Genomic DNA, 15226 nt, shown 5'->3' with positions numbered 1-15226 from the left:
AGAGCGGGACCGGAAGCGGGCAACTTTGGCAACTGCCCGTCGCACGTGTTCTCGCGGCGACTACCGTGTGTGGCCGGTGATCGACGGTGGGCTCCTGTTCGCGTGCCCGGAGTCCGCCGTGGAGTCATGCCGACCACACGTCGACCACAGGCCGACCGACAGCACAACGCCGATCCCTGGGGCCCCACGTACCGAGGACACTGATGTCTCAACTACGCGCACCAGCCGCGCGGTCCGACCGCCGAGAGGGCGGGCGTCACGGCCGGCCAGGCGCTCGCTCACTGTCGACCGCGGGCCGGTCACCGGCCGCGGCCGCGCCGCCCGAAGCCCGCATACGACCCCGACTGCTGCGCACCGCAGTCCTGCCGACCGTGGTCGCCGCCCTCAGCGGCGCGACGGCGGTGCTCATCACGGTGCGTGCCACGACTCCCGAACCGTCCGCCGGCCTCTGGGCGGCGCTGGTCGCCCTGGCCGCCCTCGCCATGGCCGCCGTGGCCGTAGCCGCGCGCGGCGCCGACCGCACGGCAAGGTCCGTGCTCGACCGCTGTTCCGAACTGCGCCGCGCCACCGCCCGCGCCCAGAACGACCTGCGCACCGTCGTCGACAGGCTCAGGCGCGGCGAGGGCCCGCCGCCCCGCCCCGCGCGGCCACCGGGGCCACCGATGGGCGGGGACGAGTTCGACCTGCTCGCACAGGAGTTGGCGCGCTCGCACGACGCCGCACTGACGGCCGTGGTGCAGGCGTCCCGGCTTTCCAGCAGCGTCGGCAACGAACAGAAGGTCGAGGTCTTCGTCAATCTGGCCCGCAGACTCCAGTCCCTGGTGCAACGTGAGATCCAGCTCCTCGACGAGCTGGAGAACGAGGTCGAGGACCCGGAGCTGCTCAAGGGCCTCTTCCACGTCGACCACTTGGCCACCCGCATTCGCAGGCACGCCGAGAATCTCGCCGTCCTCGGCGGCGCCATCTCCCGCCGGCAGTGGTCCAACCCGGTCACCATGACGGAGGTGCTGAGGTCCGCGATCGCCGAGGTCGAGCAGTACCCGAGGGTCAAGCTCGTACCGCCGATCGACGGCACACTGCGCGGGCACGCGGTCGCCGACGTGATCCACCTCCTCGCGGAACTCGTCGAGAACGCCACGCTGTTCTCCGCCCCGCACACCCAGGTGCTGCTGCGGGCCCAGCACGTCACCGCCGGACTCGCCGTCGAGGTCGAGGACCGGGGCCTGGGCATGCCGCTGTCGGAGCAGGAGAAGATGAACGCCCTGCTCACCGACCCCGACCAGGTCAACGTCGCCCATCTGCTGCAGGACGGCAGGATCGGCCTGTTCGTCGTCTCCGCGCTCGCCCGCCGGCACGGCATCGCCGTACGGCTCCAGTCGAACATCTACGGAGGCGTCCAGGCCGTACTCGTCCTGCCCCAGGGCCTGCTCGGCGCCGACCCCGAGGGGGCCGCACCGGAGGAGAGCACACCCCCTGCGCACACGGGCGCACCCCACATCGCGGCGATGTCACCGCCCTTGCTGCCGCCGTCCGCGCTGCCCGGCCGGCCCCGACCGCTGCCGGCGCAGCGTGAACCGCTTCCCGCCGGCATCACCGCCGAGCCGCTGCCCGTACGGGGAGAGCACCCCGAGCGCCCGACCCGCGCCGCGGCCCACCCCGGCGCAGGCCACCGGACGCCCGTGCAGAGCCCCGCCCCCCAAACGACCGGGTCCATGGTGCAGCCGGTCGACCGCGGCACCATGGGCCGCCCCCAACTGCCCAAGCGCCGCAGCCAGGAGCACCTCGTGCCGCAGCTGCGTGACGCCCCCGCCCCGCGCAGGGACGACGAGCCGGCCCTGCACGACCCGGGTCTGATGGCGGCCTTCCAGCGAGGCATCGGCCTTGCGGAGAACCGGCCGGAGCATGAGCCACAGCCCTCCGGCCGGATCGACGCCCAGCACCACGACCACACCATCAAGGAGTAGATGCACCATGGCGAGCGACGTGCCGACCGGCCATGCCCCGGACCTCGACTGGCTGTTGAGCGGTCTGGTCCAGCGTGTGCCGTACACCCGCAACGCGGTACTGCTCTCCTCCGACGGCCTGGTGAAATCGCTGCACGGCCTGGACAACGACAGCGCGGACCACATGGCGGCCCTGGCCTCCGGCCTCTACTCCCTCGGCCGGAGCGCGGGAGCCCGCTTCGGCGACGGCGGAGAGGTACGCCAGGTCGTCGTCGAACTCGACTCCACGCTGCTGTTCGTCTCCACGGCCGGCTCCGGTACCTGCCTCGCCGTGCTCGCCGGCCGCGAGGCCGATGCCGCGGTACTGGGCTACGAGATGGCGATGCTGGTCAAGAGCGTGCGCCCCTATCTGACCACGCCGGTCAGACAAGCCGCGGGATCACCGAGCGCCGCGGGACAGTGACCATGCCCTCGCCCAAGGACGGGCCGCTTCTCGACGACGCGGCGGGCCGGCTGATCCGCCCGTACACCGTGAGCGGCGGCCGCACCCGTCCGACGGCCGCGCTGGACCTGCTGTCCATGGTGATGGCGACGGGGGCCGCACCGCAGGTGCACCTCGGGCCGGAGCACACGATGGCCCTCGGCCTGTGCCATGGGCCTACGTCGGTCGCCGAGATCTCCGCACACCTACGGCTTCCGGCTGTCGTGACCAAGGTGCTCCTCTCCGACCTGGTGGACTGCGGCGCCCTCACGGCGCGGGCGCCGCGCAGCCACGACATACCCACGGACCGTTCACTGCTGGAGGCGGTGCTGGATGGCTTACGACGACGGCTCTGACACCTACGGCCAACAGTGCGGCGACCAGTTGCCCACCGCACTCAAGATCCTGGTCGCGGGCGGCTTCGGGGTGGGCAAGACGACCTTCGTCGGCGCGGTCAGCGAGATCGACCCGCTCAGCACCGAAGAGCTGCTCACCCAGGTCAGCGTGGCCACGGACCGTCTCGACGGCATCGAGTCCAAGACGACCACCACCGTCGCCATGGACTTCGGCCGGATCACCCTGGACGCCCGCCATGTGCTCTACCTGTTCGGCACACCGGGGCAGGAGCGCTTCTGGTTCATGTGGGACGAGCTGTCCGAGGGCGCCCTCGGCGCAGTCGTGCTTGCCGACACCCGCAGGCTGGAGGACTCGTTCTCCGCCGTGGACTTCTTCGAGCGGCGCGGCATCGGATTCGTCGTGGCCGTCAACGAGTTCGACGGCGCCTACCGCTACGAACCGGACGAGGTGCGGGCCGCGATCGACCTCAAACCGGAGGTGCCGGTCGTGCTGTGCGACGCACGGATCGCGAGTTCCGGCATCGGGACCCTGGTCACCCTGGTCCAGCATCTTCTCACCACAACCGCCGTCGTGCCGGGCCCGGCACCGAGCTATGGAGCACCGACATGACGTACGACCCCACTGGTCATCTGCTGCTGACGCCGGTCGACCGCGAGGCCCCCGTCCGGGTCCAGCGGCTGCGCCAACTCGGGTTCGGGGACCGCCCCGACGCGGCCTTCGACAACTTCGCCCGCAAACTCGCGGAGGTGACCGGAGCTCCGTACTCGATGGTCAACTTCATCGACGAGAACCGTCAGTTCTTCGCCGGACTGCACACCCCGTCAGGGATGCACAGCGGCCCCGACCTCGGCGCCGCGCCGGGCGGCGGCGGGGTCAGCCGGTTCATGGCACGCGACCACGGCTACTGCCCCCACGTGGTCGTCCGCCGCAAGGCGCTGGTCCTGGAGGACGTGTGCGACTACCCGCGCTTCGCGGGCAACCCGGTCGTCGACGAGATCGGCATCCGCTCCTACCTCGGGGCGCCGCTGATCGACCGTACGGGGATCGCGCTCGGCACCATCTGCGTGGTCGACACCGAGCCCAGGCCCTGGGGCAGGGCCGGCCTCGAGACGATCAAGTCGCTCGCGGCGGAGCTGATCGAGCAGATCCACCGCCGGGAGGACGGCGGCATCTGACCGGGCGCCCGAGGGGCGGCCGTCCTGCGCCCCTCGGGACGTCACTCGGTCACCCCACCGGGACCAACCGCACCTCGTCGGACAGCCGCTGCGACCACTGACCCTTGTCCGTTCCCAGCGCAACCTCCGCCAGCCGCAGCAGTTGCACGTCCGACGTCCCGGCCGGCGCGAACATGTGGTGGGCGTCGCGCAGATAGCGCTCGATGGGGCGGTCGGTGAACAGGCCCGCGGCGGCGTGGATCTCCATGGCGTTGCGGGCCGAGTCGATCGCCGCCTCCACGTTCACCAGCTTGGCGTTCATCAGCTCCGCGTCGCAGGGCATGCCCTCGTCCAGCAGATGGACGGCGTGGTAGGCGGCGAGGCGGGAGGTCATCAGCCGCGACTGCATCGTGCCCAGCTTGAGCTTGACGGAGGGCAGTTCGTGCAGGGGTTGCCCGTAGCGGTGCCGTCGTTCGCAGAACCGGGTGGTCTCCTCGAGGATCGCCCGGTGGATGCCGAGTGACACCGCCGTGAGATTGGCGCGCCCGTACAGCACGCTCGATGAGTACGCCACGGCCAGCCCGTCGCCCTCCGCACCGAGCCGGCTGTCTGCGGGGACCCGGCAGTCGTCGAAGTGCAGCTCGCCGAAACTGAATCCGTGCAGGCCCATGGTCGGCTTCTCGTCCACCACCCGCAGGCCCGGCCGGTCCGACTCGACGAGGAAGGCGGTCAGCCCGTGCGATCCCGGCCCGGTCCTCACCACCACGCCATGAAGATCCCCGACATGACTGTTCCCGACATACACTTTTCGGCCATTGAGGACGTAGTCGTCCCCGTCCCTCACGGCGGTGGCGCTCAAACCCAGCACGTGCCCGCCCGACTCGGGCTCGGTCACGGCGATGGTCGGCAGGCAGTCACCGGCGGCGATCGGCGGCAGCCAGGTCTTCTTCTGCTCGTCGCTTCCGAAGTGGACGATCTTCGCGACGCCCAGTTGCGAGGCCTGCACCATGGCCCCCATGGCGCCGCTGACCCGGGAGAGTTCCTCGATGATGATGGTCTTGGCGAGGTGGCCGAGCGCCATCCCGCCGTAGTCGCTGCTGATGGTGGCACCGAGCCAGCCCTGCCGTGCGATGAGACGGGACAGTTCGCGGTGCACCGACCGGGCGGCTTCCATGGCCGGAATCCGGGGGCCCACCTCCCTTTCCGCGAAATCCCTCACCTCGGCCCGCAGTCGGTGATGCAGCCGGCCGGCGAAGTATCCGTCCATCACGAGCTCCCCTCCGCGAAACGCCTGCTCGCGCGATTGTTCGAGCAGGTGGTGCATCGGCGTGCTGACCGTCCCGGATCGGCCGACCACATCAGCGTGTTGACCCTTTCGTCATGGAACAAGGTGGATGTCAATTTTGGCCGAAATCAAGTCCATTGACGTTTGAATGATCACGTGGTGCGCGTGGTACCCCTCCGTCCTGTCCTGCCGTACGGCATTCCCCGGATGAGGGTTCCTGCCACATGCCAACGGCAAGGGTTTCGCGGGCATATGGCGACGCCGGTGGTCAGAGCTCAGGCGCACCGAGGTGATGGTCGGCGCGTACGGCGTGCAAAGCGCTCACCCCGTTCGGTCGTGCGCCCCCGTTCGGGCGGGGGCGCAGGCCGGAGACGGCCGTCGGTGGATCCACGCCGACGCGCAGCACCACCTCGCCGCCCACCCGAAGTACGCGTGAGCGCGGACCTCTCGGTTCGCGCAGGCGAGCGGCATCACCTCCCGCCCCCATGGCCATGAGCGGCGGACGCCACCGTCGTCACCGGTCGGGAGCGGTCCCGTACGAGAGGGATGTCGCCGAACCGGCGAGCGCGACGACGTCCGGCACTCGTACGTCCTGCTCCCGGAAGGCGGCCGGCGCGACGACCGCCATCACGTCCCTCACCGCGAACACACAGGTGGGCAGGTTGCCGCGGGCCAGCAGTGTACGGGCGGCGGCGTACCCGACCTCGCGGGTGAACGGACGTTGTCGGGGGCGGCGCCTACGGTGGTGCCATGGCCACCACCGCCGACGACGTGCGCAGGATCGCCCTCGCGCTCCCCGGAGCGATCGAGAAGCTCGCCTGGGGCATGCCCACCTTCCGGCTGGAGGAGCGCGGCCGGATCTTCGCGTCGCTGGACGACGACGACCGTGTGATGGGTGTGAAGTGCCCGAAGGAGGAGCGTGCGGAGCTGATCGCCGCCGAGCCCGACAAGTTCTTCCTCCGCGAGGGCCATGACGACCACTACGCGTGGCTGCGCGTGCGCCTCGAGGCCCTGGAGGGCGACGACGAACTGCGCGCCATCCTTCTCGACTCGTGGCGCCAGGCGGCTCCCCGCAAACTGCTCGACGCCCACCCGGAGCTGAAGGATCCTCAGGGGTGAGGCCCCGATCCGGACCGCCGCCGGGCCGGATGGACGCGTGGCCGATGCCTCGGTCGGGTGAGTGCGCGCCCGGAGCAACCGCTTCCCACTGCGGAAGGGGTAGGGATGGCCCGCCGTTCCACGACGCCGGGAGGATCCCGACCCATGCCCGTCACCAGAAGCGCCGGGAGCATGCTGGCCACGGCCGTGTGCGCCGCTCTGCTTCTCACCGGCTGCTCGGACGCATCGTCCGAGCAGCCCGCATCGCCCGCCCGGAAAGCGACCGACGGGAGCACCGTCGGGCAATCCGGTCCGGGTCCGCACAAGCCGGTTGCCCGTCACATCCCGGGCCTCGGCCCCCACTTCCGCTCCCGCATCCCCGGCGGCACCCGCCAGGCCCTGGTCGTGTCCGGCGGGACGGCGGACACCAACGTTGCCGAGGCCGTGCTCTACGAGAGCGACACGGCGCGTTCCTGGCGGCCCGTCGCCGGCCCCTGGCCCGCCCACAACGGCATGCGGGGCTGGACCGACGACCACCACGCCGGCGATCTGCGCACCCCCATCGGCGTCTTCGGCCTCGGTGACGCCGGCGGACTCTCACCGGATCCCGGGACCCGGTTGCCCTACGACCAGGACGAGGAGTTCGTCGCCCTGGGTACCGGATTCCTCGGGGAGTCCCTCGAGGGGTCCTTCGACTATGTGGTCGCCATCGACTACAACCGAGTGCCTGGGACCAGCCCGCTGGACAAGGAGCGGCCGCTCGGCCCGGAGAAGGGGAGCGGGCTGTGGATCCACGTGGACCACGAAGGGCCCACCCAGGGGTGCGTCTCGCTGTCGAGGGAGCGGATGCGTGAGCTGCTGCGCCTGCTCGACCCGGCCAAGCAGCCGGTCGTCGTGATGGGGCCCGCCCAGGAGCTGCGGAGGTGACCGGTGACTGCCCCCGCCGTCACAGGAACGCCGTGATGCGCGCCCGCAGGGACGCCCGATCCAGGCCCTGCGCGGCGAGGTGTTCGTCGACCGTGCCGTAGCGGCGCAGCTCACGCCGCGCCACCCCGAGCCCCAGCACGCGGTGCACAACCTTCGCCAGGGCATCGTTCGCGGCCGCGGTCGACGTCCCCTCGGGATACGGCTCGACGATCACCGCGTCGGCGCGGACGCCCACCGCCGCGCGCAGGGCCGTCCGGTCGAAGGGACGCACCGTCGTCGCGTACAGCACGGTGGCGTCGAGCCCCTCGGTCGCCGCGAGCACGTTGTCCAGCAACGGGCCGACCGCGATCACGACCCCGCCCCGCCCTTCGCGGACGGTGAGGAACCGGTCGCCGGTGACCGGCCGGGCCTCGGCGTTGCTCTGCGGCGACAGCCGCACGTACAGCCGGTCGTCCCCCGCGCCGCGTGCCGCAGCAGTGCCTCGGCCTCGTCCGGGTGGCCGGGGACGTGGACCGTCCATCCGTCCAGGGTGTCCAGGGTGTCCAGCAGCGCCACGTCCCCCGGTGACATGTGCGTGAAGCCGCCGGCCGGCCAGTCGTACGAAGCGCCTGCGCTCACCAGCACCCCGCCGGTGTCCTGATGACCGAGGTCCAGCTTCACCTGCTCGAACGGCCGCTCCAACGAGAAAGCTCGCGAACGTGTGCATGATCGGCCGCATCCCGGTGAGTGCGATGCCGCCACCGGCGCCGATCAGCAACCGCTCACGGATGCCCGCATTGATCACCCGGGCCGGATGGCGGCGCTGCGCCTGCTCGAAACCGGCGGCACTGATCTCGGCGAGGACGAGGGCCAGGCGGGGGTCCTCGTCGAGCAGGCGAGAGGCGGTGGCGATGAAACGGTCACGCATGGTGTCCACGGTCGGAATCTCCTCAGTGACGGCGCGGTGAGCGGAAGGATCAGGCGTTCTTGGAACCGGTCCCGGTCCGGCGCGTCGGCGGTCGCCGGTGTCACCCGCGGTACGCGGTCGTACAGGACCCAGAGTGCGTCGAGTGTGGAGGTGGCGGCGGGCCCGTGCTTCTCGTCGCCGGTCATCAGGGCCATGAGCCCGCCGAGGTCGCCGAATCCGGAGGAAACGGTGGTGGACGGGGTGCCGGATGCCGTGGTCGGCCATGTCCACCACCGCACAACCTCAAGTTTGCTTGAGGTCAAGCAGGCTCGAGGGTGAATACGGGTTCGTGACCAGCGACCGGAGTGCGGTATTGTTCTCATGCGCGTTCGGCCAGGGGAAACCCCAGGTCAGACGGGCACCGGGACGTGGCGCAGCTTGGTAGCGCACTTGACTGGGGGTCAAGGGGTCGCAGGTTCAAATCCTGTCGTCCCGACTCTGCTTCTTGCAGGTCGTAGGCCGTTCTCTCGCACATGGGAGGACGGCCTTTTTCATGCCCGGACGACGGTGGTCTCAGGGCCCGACGGTCGGGCAAAGGTGGCATTTGCCTCAGTCGACACCGCTTGAACGATCAAAATCTCGTACGGCTAGCATATGAGCGCCGCCTAGCTCGAAAGATAAACCTGTGACTGTCAAAGATGACTCGTTCACCAACTGGAAGAACCGCGAGGAGATTGCGGAGTCGATGATCCCGATCATCGGGAAGCTGCAGCGGGAGCGGGACGTCACCGTCCTCCTCCACAGCCGCTCCCTGGTGAACAAGTCCGTGGTCAGCATCCTCAAGACCCACCGGTTCGCCAGGCAGATAGCCGGCGAGGAGCTCTCGGTCACCGAGACGATGCCGTTCCTGCAGGCCCTCACCACGCTCGATCTCGGCCCCTCCCAGATCGACATCGGCATGCTCGCCGCGACCTACAAGGCCGACGACCGCGGCCTCACGGTCGCCGAGTTCACCGCCCGGGCCGTCTCCGGCGCCACGGGTGACGACAAGATCGAGCGCCGCGAGCCCCGCGACGTCGTCCTCTACGGGTTCGGCCGTATCGGCCGCCTCGTCGCCCGCCTGCTCATCGAGAAGGCCGGCTCAGGCAACGGCCTGCGGCTGCGCGCCATCGTCGTCCGCCAAGGCGGCGACCAGGACATCGTCAAGCGCGCCTCGCTGCTGCGCCGTGACTCCATCCACGGCCAGTTCCAGGGCACGATCACCGTCGACGAGGCGAACAGCACGATCATCGCCAACGGCAACGAGATCAAGGTGATCCACGCGGGTGACCCGTCGGAGGTCGACTACACGGCGTACGGCATCAAGGACGCCATCCTCATCGACAACACGGGCAAGTGGCGCGACCGCGAGGGCCTGTCGAAGCATCTTCGCCCCGGCATCGACAAGGTCGTCCTGACCGCCCCGGGCAAGGGCGACGTGCCCAACATCGTCCACGGCGTCAACCACGCCATGATCAAGCCGGACGAGCAGATCCTGTCCTGTGCGTCCTGCACCACCAACGCGATCGTCCCGCCGCTGAAGGCGATGGCGGACGAGTACGGCGTGCTGCGCGGCCACGTGGAGACCGTCCACTCGTTCACCAACGACCAGAACCTGCTGGACAATTACCACAAGGCCGACCGCCGCGGCCGCTCCGCGCCGCTCAACATGGTCATCACGGAGACCGGTGCCGCCTCCGCCGTCGCCAAGGCGCTGCCCGAGCTCGAGGCGCCGATCACCGGCAGCTCGATCCGTGTCCCGGTGCCGGACGTCTCGATCGCGATCCTCAGCCTGCGGCTCGGCCGCGAGACCACCCGCGAGGAAGTCCTCGACTACCTCCGCAACGTCTCGCTGACCTCGCCGCTCAAGCGCCAGATCGACTTCACCACCGCCCCCGACGCGGTCTCGAGCGACTTCATCGGCTCGCGCCACGCCTCGATCGTCGACGCCGGCGCCACCAAGGTCGACGGCGACAACGCGATCCTCTACCTCTGGTACGACAACGAGTTCGGCTACTCGTGCCAGGTCATCCGGGTCGTCCAGCACGTCTCCGGGGTGGAGTACCCGACCTTCCCGGCCCCGGCGGTCTGATCCACCGTCCGAGCTCTGCGTCCCGGCCGCCCGCCATCGGTGGGCGGCCGGTGCCGTGTCAGCCCCGGCCACTCCCCGACACGTCGATCTCGGCCCACACCTGCTTGCCGCCGCTGAGCGGCATCGAACCCCAAGCGGCCGTCGTCGCTTCGACGATGCGCAGCCCCCGGCCGCCCGTCGCCTCCCAGCCGACGTCCGCCGGTTTGACGGGGGAGCGGGGGGAGGTGTCGTTGACGGCGATCCGCAGCCGTTCGGAGGACAGCGTCAGATCCAGCCCCACCTCTCCCTGGGTATGGGCGATGGCGTTGGTGACCAGCTCGGACACCACCAGCAGCGCCATGTCGATCTCCTCGGTCAGGCCCCAGGAGCGGAGGGTGCGCGCGGCGAAACGGCGGGCGTGCAGGACGGCGTTGGTGAGCCGCCACACCGTCCAGTGGGTCCGCAGCGGACGCACACGCGTCCCGTCGTAGCGCAGGAGCAGCACCGCGACGTCGTCGTCCCGTCCGTCCGCGGTGCCGAGGAGTTCGTCGGCGACCCGGCCGATGTCGGACGGGTCCGATGCGGCGAGGGCCTCGCTCACCTGCTGCATCCCGTCCTCCAGGGGGAGGCGGGCCGACTCCACCAGGCCGTCCGTGAGCAGCGTGAGCAGGGTGCCGGGGACCAGTCCCGCCTCGGTCATGGAGAACTCCGTCTCCGCGAGCACCCCCAGCGGCGGCCCGCCCTCCACGGCCAGTTCCTCGGTCGTGCCGTCCGGATGGCGCAGCAGCGGGGGTAGATGCCCGGCCCGTACGAAGATGGCGATGCCCTCCTCCATGTCCAGGTCCACGTACAGACAGGTGGCGAAGAGGTCCGTCTCCATGCCGACGAGCAGCCGGTTGGCGCGAGAGACCACCACGTCGGGGGGATGTCCCTCCACCGCGTACGCCCGTACGGCCGTGCGCATCTGGCCCATGATGGTGGCGGCAGCCGCGCTGTGACCCTGGACGTCGCCGATGACGAGCGCCACGTGCGCGTCGGCGAGCGGGATCACGTCGTACCAGTCGCCGCCCACCTCCAGGCCCGCCGTCGCCGGCAGATAGCGGGCGACGGCCACGCCGCCGGGCAGCACCGGTAGCTTGCGGGGGAGGAGACTGCGCTGCAGCATCCTGGCGAGCTCGTGCCCTGCGTCCAGGGCGTGGGCGCGTCTGAGTGCGCTGCCGAGCAGGCCCGCCACAGCCGTCAGCAGTGACCGCTCCTCCGGGGTGAACTCGTGCTCCGCGTCCCAGCCCACCAGGCACACCCCGACCAGGCGCCCTTCGGCAGGCAGCGGGACGACCGCCAGACCGCCCGGTCCGATGCCGATGAGGCCCGGCTCCAGATCGGCGCCGGGGGGCCACAGGCTCATATGGCCGTCCCGCAGCGCGCGCCCGAGGGTGGGCAGCGCGTGCACCGAAGCGTCCGGCCACTCGGACCGCCACTCCGTCTGCCACAGGCCCGGCCACGCATCGGGCTCCGGCGGGTCCAGGACGGTGACCAGCAGCCGGTCCGACTCCACCTCCGCGACGGCGATCCGGCTCGCGTCCAGCGGACGGCGCAGGGTCTCCACGACCGTACGGCTGACGTCCCGGACCGTCGTCGCCCCGGCCAGCCGCGCCGACAGCCCCTGAACGATGGCGACCTCGTCGTCCGTGGGGCGCAGATAGACGGCGTCGGCGACCACTCCGAGGACCCGCTCCGGCATGCCGTCCGCCCCGAGCCGCAGGCGGCAGCGAAGGCCCAGCCAGCGCAGCTCGCCGCCGGGGCGGCGGATGCGGAACGCCAGCTGTTCGCCGGACGTCGACAGCCTGCCCGGCTCGACGACGGCCATCAGTGCCGGGATGTCGTCCGGTACGGCACAGGCGAGCAGGGTCTCCACCCGCCCGTCGAAGTCCTCCGGAGCGATGCCGAGCAGCTCCAGCACGCGTGCGTCCGCCTCCATGAGCCCGCTGTCCAGGGTCAGGGTGAACGCCCCGCTGTGGAGGGGGACCAGTGTCGGCCCCGGGTGCGGCCGAGGCCCCCGGGGCCCTGCCCGGCCGACGACGCGGGCCGGTACGGACTCGAGCCCGGCCGTCACCTGGTCGGCGTAAAGCTCCAGCAGGCTTCGGCGATCGGCGTCGAAACCGTCCGCCATCTCGCCCGCGACGACCAGGCAGCCCACCTGTGTGGCGCCGTGCCCGAGCGGCAGGGCACCGAGCGAGAACTTGGGCGGCAGAGTTCCGGCGCCGACGGGGGACACGCCACGGGTTTCGGCCGAGACGTACGCGGACAGCTCCGCCGGGCTCAGCCACAGCGGGCGGCCGGCGCGGTAGGCGTCCGTGGCGGGGGAGCGCCCGCCCAGGGCGACGACCGCCGGTAGCCCGTACGTCCCGCCGCGGTCCCCCACCACTTCGGCCAGTCGCAGTTCGTCGCCACTCTCCGTGAGCACGTAGACAGCGGCCAGCTCAGCCCCGCAGAACGCAAAGTTCGCCCGTGTCAATGCGCGCACCGCCTCCGTACGCGGTCACGTACCGCGCTGCTCCCATGCTGCCGTTGTTCGCGGGGTGGGAGCTAGTCAGACGACGACATTGATCGTGCGGATGGGCCGTGCGGCGGCGTGTCGGCGCCCGTCCCCGGCGTATCGGACGAGGGACCACGACAGGGGAGGCCGACACTCAGCGCTTCGGCCCGGGCGTCGAAGGTGCCGGTGGTGACGCGGATGCCTGCGGGCAGTTCGCAGCCCGCGGGCGTCACAGTGCCGACGGCCTTGTCGGACCAGGCGAGCGGCCGCAGCCCGACGCCGGGGGCCATGTGCGCCCTGGGCGCGTTACCACTCGCCGGCCGCCGTGCCGGACATCGTGTGTGCGCCGACCGGCCCAGTGGTGGTCGAGCCCATGAGCACCGGTGAGGTTGCGTACCGGCCCGGAACTTGGCATGTACAGCCGGCGAGCTCTCCGGTCCCGACGTGCCGTCGCGGGGGCTCAGCCCTGTGCGGAGTTACGAGCCGGAAGTCGGCGTGCCGGACGTACGACGCGGCCCGCGCCGGGTCGTCGTACCCGCCGGAGGCGATGGCGCGGCGCGGGATCGACCGGGCCGGAGCTCGCGCCGCGAATCCGGGCGGTCCGTTGCGTCGTCCCTGCTCCCTGGGCGTACCGCGCGTCGAACGGTGCTTCGAGGACCGGGTTCACCTGTGCCGGCGTGCTGCCGGACGGTGGTCGATTCGGTGCTCCTCCCGCGCCCGGCCCGGGTCTGCCGCGCCCAGTCGCACGCAAGTCCCGGGCCTGTGACGCTGGGGGCATGCAGCGAGGCAGTGGCAAGGCGAAGGTTCGCAGAATCTACGATGCACCCGACCCGGACGACGGCCTCCGGGTGCTCGTCGACCGGCTCTGGCCGCGCGGCCTGAGCAAGGACGAGGCGCGCGTCGACGAGTGGCCCAAGTCGGTGACGCCGTCGACGGAGCTCCGGCGCTGGTACCACGGACCGGACGGCGAATACGAGGAGTTCTGCCGGCGCTACGAGGCGGAGCTCGCCGAACCGGCCGCGGCGGAGGCCCTGGACAAGCTGCGCGCCCTGGCCTCCAAGGGGCCGCTGACCCTCCTGACGGCGGCCAAGGATCCTGACCGCAGCCACACTTCCGTGCTCCGGCGCCTCCTGTAGACCCGCTGCCCGACCACCGTCAGTGGGTGCTGCTCGCCGACGAAACACAGCTGGTACCGGCAGCCCTGGAGGAGGCCGTACGAACGACACCGCCCTCCAGGGCTTCCGGCGAACCGCCATCCGGCCCGTCACCCTCGCGGGCACCGAACTGGCCACAGCGGCCACGATGTTCGTGGCATACGGCTCCGCCGATCGCGACGAGCGCAGCCACGACCGGCCGGACGTCTTCGATGTGACCCGGCCGCTGTCACGGCGTCATCGCCCGAGGCCCTCCCTGTGTGGTGGTGAACCGCTGGCGCTAGTCGCGCCCGCCGATCAGCCGCGGCGCCTCCGCCGCCGGATCCACCGGGCCGGTCAGCCGACCCGCCAGCTCCCGGGCCCAGAGATCCAGCCCCGGCACATCGATCGAGTACGGCGCCGGGAGGCCGGCGATCCGGTCGGCGCCGCGCAGCAGCAGACGGGCGCCGCCCGTGGTGTTGCCCCGTGCGGCGTGAGTGAGCCCCACTGCGAGCTGCGCCAGACCCCGCCACAGCTCGCGTTCTTCCTCGGGGCCTGACTTCCAGGCGTCCTCCAAGACCTCGTGCGCATGGAACGGCATACCGGCGTCGAGCAGGCGCTGCGCCTCGGCGAGCGTCTGGGCCGGGGTGCGCACGACCCCCTCCGGCTGGCGCTGCACGCCGGGTGCGCCATGGGGGAGGGGACGGCCCAGGCCGTCCCGGGGGCGGGCATTGCGGGCCCTGCCCTCGGTGTCGCGGTCTCTGCGTGCCTTGTCCATGCCGCAATTGTCCCTCCCGCGCACCGGAGGCCTTGGGCGGCGTCACCGCGACGCCGCCGCCGGCGCCGCAGGCCGGGCGTTCGCCGACCCCGCAGAGTGAGGTAATGTTCTCTTGCGCGCTCGGCCGGGAAATCCGGCACAGTCGCGTATCGGGACGTGGCGCAGCTTGGTAGCGCACTTGACTGGGGGTCAAGGGGTCGCAGGTTCAAATCCTGTCGTCCCGACTCGAAAGAGTCGCAGGTCAGAGGTCGTATCGGAGAAATCCGGACGGCCTCTGAGCGTTTTCCGGGGACCAGCTGGGGCCCCGGGTCGCCTCAGTGGCTTCGCGGCGCCACACATGCACCGGTGCCCACCAGGAGTATGCAGAGTCCGGCACCGGCACCGGCGCCTTCGACAACGTGAGCGCAACCTCCGCCTCGGCCGGCGGGGTCCGGACCGTGCCACGGCCCGTCCGTTCCGCCGCCGGTCTGGACCGGCCCCGACTCTCCGCCTGGTACAGAGTGCTGGGCGTCACCGCGGCCGGCGGTTCCGGCACCAG

13 protein-coding genes, 2 tRNA genes and 2 pseudogenes are annotated in these 15226 nt (G+C 71.1%); 11 read left to right on the top strand and 6 right to left on the bottom strand.

Going from position 1 to position 15226, the window contains the following annotated elements; translation table 11 throughout:
- Positions 1-203: 203 nt before the first annotated feature.
- The 5 genes from IE198_RS01270 to IE198_RS01250 are packed head-to-tail and all read left to right on the top strand — an operon-like array spanning position 204 to position 3956.
- The gene (locus tag IE198_RS01270; RefSeq protein WP_189881709.1) at positions 204-1964 is read left to right on the top strand and encodes an ATP-binding protein; all 1761 of its coding nucleotides are present in this window, start codon (positions 204-206) and stop codon (positions 1962-1964) included.
- 7 nt (positions 1965-1971) lie between these two features.
- Complete coding sequence (locus tag IE198_RS01265; protein WP_189881708.1) at positions 1972-2406, top strand: roadblock/LC7 domain-containing protein; 435 nt, start codon at positions 1972-1974, stop codon at positions 2404-2406.
- A 2-nt stretch (positions 2407-2408) separates the two neighbouring features.
- A complete protein-coding gene (locus tag IE198_RS01260; protein WP_189881706.1) occupies positions 2409-2780 on the top strand; it encodes a DUF742 domain-containing protein in 372 nt (123 codons plus the stop codon).
- On the top strand, positions 2758-3390 hold the full coding sequence (locus IE198_RS01255) for a GTP-binding protein (RefSeq protein ID WP_189881703.1): 633 nt from the start codon (positions 2758-2760) through the stop codon (positions 3388-3390). Before IE198_RS01260 ends, IE198_RS01255 begins: the two co-directional genes overlap by 23 nt.
- Positions 3387-3956: a GAF domain-containing protein gene (locus IE198_RS01250; protein WP_189881701.1), complete on the top strand. Its 570-nt coding sequence runs from the start codon at positions 3387-3389 to the stop codon at positions 3954-3956. Before IE198_RS01255 ends, IE198_RS01250 begins: the two co-directional genes overlap by 4 nt.
- Before the next feature lie 49 nt (positions 3957-4005).
- On the opposite strand, the gene IE198_RS01245 is transcribed toward IE198_RS01250, so the two are convergent.
- Complete coding sequence (locus tag IE198_RS01245) at positions 4006-5202, bottom strand: acyl-CoA dehydrogenase family protein (protein WP_189881699.1); 1197 nt, start codon at positions 5200-5202, stop codon at positions 4006-4008.
- A gap of 532 nt (positions 5203-5734) precedes the next feature.
- Positions 5735-5869 carry a hypothetical protein gene (locus tag IE198_RS36010; RefSeq protein ID WP_268246453.1) on the bottom strand — a complete coding sequence of 45 codons (135 nt, stop codon included), beginning with the start codon at positions 5867-5869 and terminating at the stop codon, positions 5735-5737.
- 101 nt (positions 5870-5970) lie between these two features.
- Here IE198_RS36010 and IE198_RS01240 point away from each other — a divergent pair, with 101 nt between their 5' ends.
- Positions 5971-6339, top strand: coding sequence for an MmcQ/YjbR family DNA-binding protein (locus IE198_RS01240; RefSeq protein ID WP_189881697.1), 369 nt, complete (start codon positions 5971-5973; stop codon positions 6337-6339).
- A 144-nt stretch (positions 6340-6483) separates the two neighbouring features.
- Complete coding sequence (locus tag IE198_RS01235) at positions 6484-7245, top strand: L,D-transpeptidase family protein (protein ID WP_189881695.1); 762 nt, start codon at positions 6484-6486, stop codon at positions 7243-7245.
- 19 nt (positions 7246-7264) lie between these two features.
- Here IE198_RS01235 and IE198_RS01230 read toward each other — a convergent pair.
- Positions 7265-8161: pseudogene (locus IE198_RS01230) on the bottom strand (transketolase family protein).
- A 53-nt stretch (positions 8162-8214) separates the two neighbouring features.
- Positions 8215-8454 (bottom strand): annotated as a pseudogene (locus tag IE198_RS36505) (hypothetical protein); the annotation flags it as partial.
- 99 nt (positions 8455-8553) lie between these two features.
- Between IE198_RS36505 and IE198_RS01225 the strand changes: the two are divergent.
- Positions 8554-8627, top strand: a tRNA-Pro gene (locus IE198_RS01225).
- A gap of 189 nt (positions 8628-8816) precedes the next feature.
- Positions 8817-10262 carry a glyceraldehyde-3-phosphate dehydrogenase gene (locus tag IE198_RS01220; protein WP_189881694.1) on the top strand — a complete coding sequence of 482 codons (1446 nt, stop codon included), beginning with the start codon at positions 8817-8819 and terminating at the stop codon, positions 10260-10262.
- A gap of 58 nt (positions 10263-10320) precedes the next feature.
- Here IE198_RS01220 and IE198_RS01215 read toward each other — a convergent pair whose 3' ends face one another.
- Positions 10321-12756, bottom strand: a complete 2436-nt coding sequence (locus IE198_RS01215) for a SpoIIE family protein phosphatase (RefSeq protein WP_189882746.1) — start codon at positions 12754-12756, stop codon at positions 10321-10323.
- Between the two features lie 797 nt (positions 12757-13553).
- On the opposite strand from IE198_RS01215, the gene IE198_RS01210 reads away from it, so the two are divergent.
- Entirely contained in the window at positions 13554-13913 is a 360-nt protein-coding gene (locus IE198_RS01210) for a DUF488 domain-containing protein (protein WP_189881692.1), read from the top strand.
- A 298-nt stretch (positions 13914-14211) separates the two neighbouring features.
- Here the strand turns inward: IE198_RS01210 and IE198_RS01205 are convergent, their stop codons facing one another.
- Positions 14212-14688 carry a DUF309 domain-containing protein gene (locus tag IE198_RS01205; protein WP_189881690.1) on the bottom strand — a complete coding sequence of 159 codons (477 nt, stop codon included), beginning with the start codon at positions 14686-14688 and terminating at the stop codon, positions 14212-14214.
- 150 nt (positions 14689-14838) lie between these two features.
- Between IE198_RS01205 and IE198_RS01200 the strand changes: the two genes are divergently transcribed.
- A tRNA-Pro gene (locus IE198_RS01200) sits at positions 14839-14912 on the top strand.
- Positions 14913-15226 lie beyond the last annotated feature (314 nt).

Origin of the sequence: Streptomyces xantholiticus, assembly GCF_014651015.1 — a bacterium.
Taxonomy (GTDB): Bacteria; Actinomycetota; Actinomycetes; order Streptomycetales; family Streptomycetaceae; genus Streptomyces; species Streptomyces xantholiticus.
The sequence above is the reverse complement of the archived record's forward strand: the minus strand, read 5'-3'. Positions and strand labels throughout refer to the sequence as shown.

Excerpts from the sequence above, each read along its gene's own strand:
- IE198_RS01270 (WP_189881709.1), top strand. The coding sequence starts at position 204 with ATGTCTCAACTACGCGCACCAGCCGCGCGGTCCGACCGCCGAGAGGGC.
- IE198_RS01265 (WP_189881708.1), top strand. The coding sequence starts at position 1,972 with ATGGCGAGCGACGTGCCGACCGGCCATGCCCCGGACCTCGACTGGCTG.
- IE198_RS01260 (WP_189881706.1), top strand. The coding sequence starts at position 2,409 with ATGCCCTCGCCCAAGGACGGGCCGCTTCTCGACGACGCGGCGGGCCGG.
- IE198_RS01255 (WP_189881703.1), top strand. The coding sequence starts at position 2,758 with ATGGCTTACGACGACGGCTCTGACACCTACGGCCAACAGTGCGGCGAC.
- IE198_RS01250 (WP_189881701.1), top strand. The coding sequence starts at position 3,387 with ATGACGTACGACCCCACTGGTCATCTGCTGCTGACGCCGGTCGACCGC.
- IE198_RS01245 (WP_189881699.1), bottom strand. The coding sequence starts at position 5,202 with ATGGACGGATACTTCGCCGGCCGGCTGCATCACCGACTGCGGGCCGAG.
- IE198_RS01240 (WP_189881697.1), top strand. The coding sequence starts at position 5,971 with ATGGCCACCACCGCCGACGACGTGCGCAGGATCGCCCTCGCGCTCCCC.
- IE198_RS01235 (WP_189881695.1), top strand. The coding sequence starts at position 6,484 with ATGCCCGTCACCAGAAGCGCCGGGAGCATGCTGGCCACGGCCGTGTGC.
- IE198_RS01210 (WP_189881692.1), top strand. The coding sequence starts at position 13,554 with ATGCAGCGAGGCAGTGGCAAGGCGAAGGTTCGCAGAATCTACGATGCA.
- IE198_RS01205 (WP_189881690.1), bottom strand. The coding sequence starts at position 14,688 with ATGGACAAGGCACGCAGAGACCGCGACACCGAGGGCAGGGCCCGCAAT.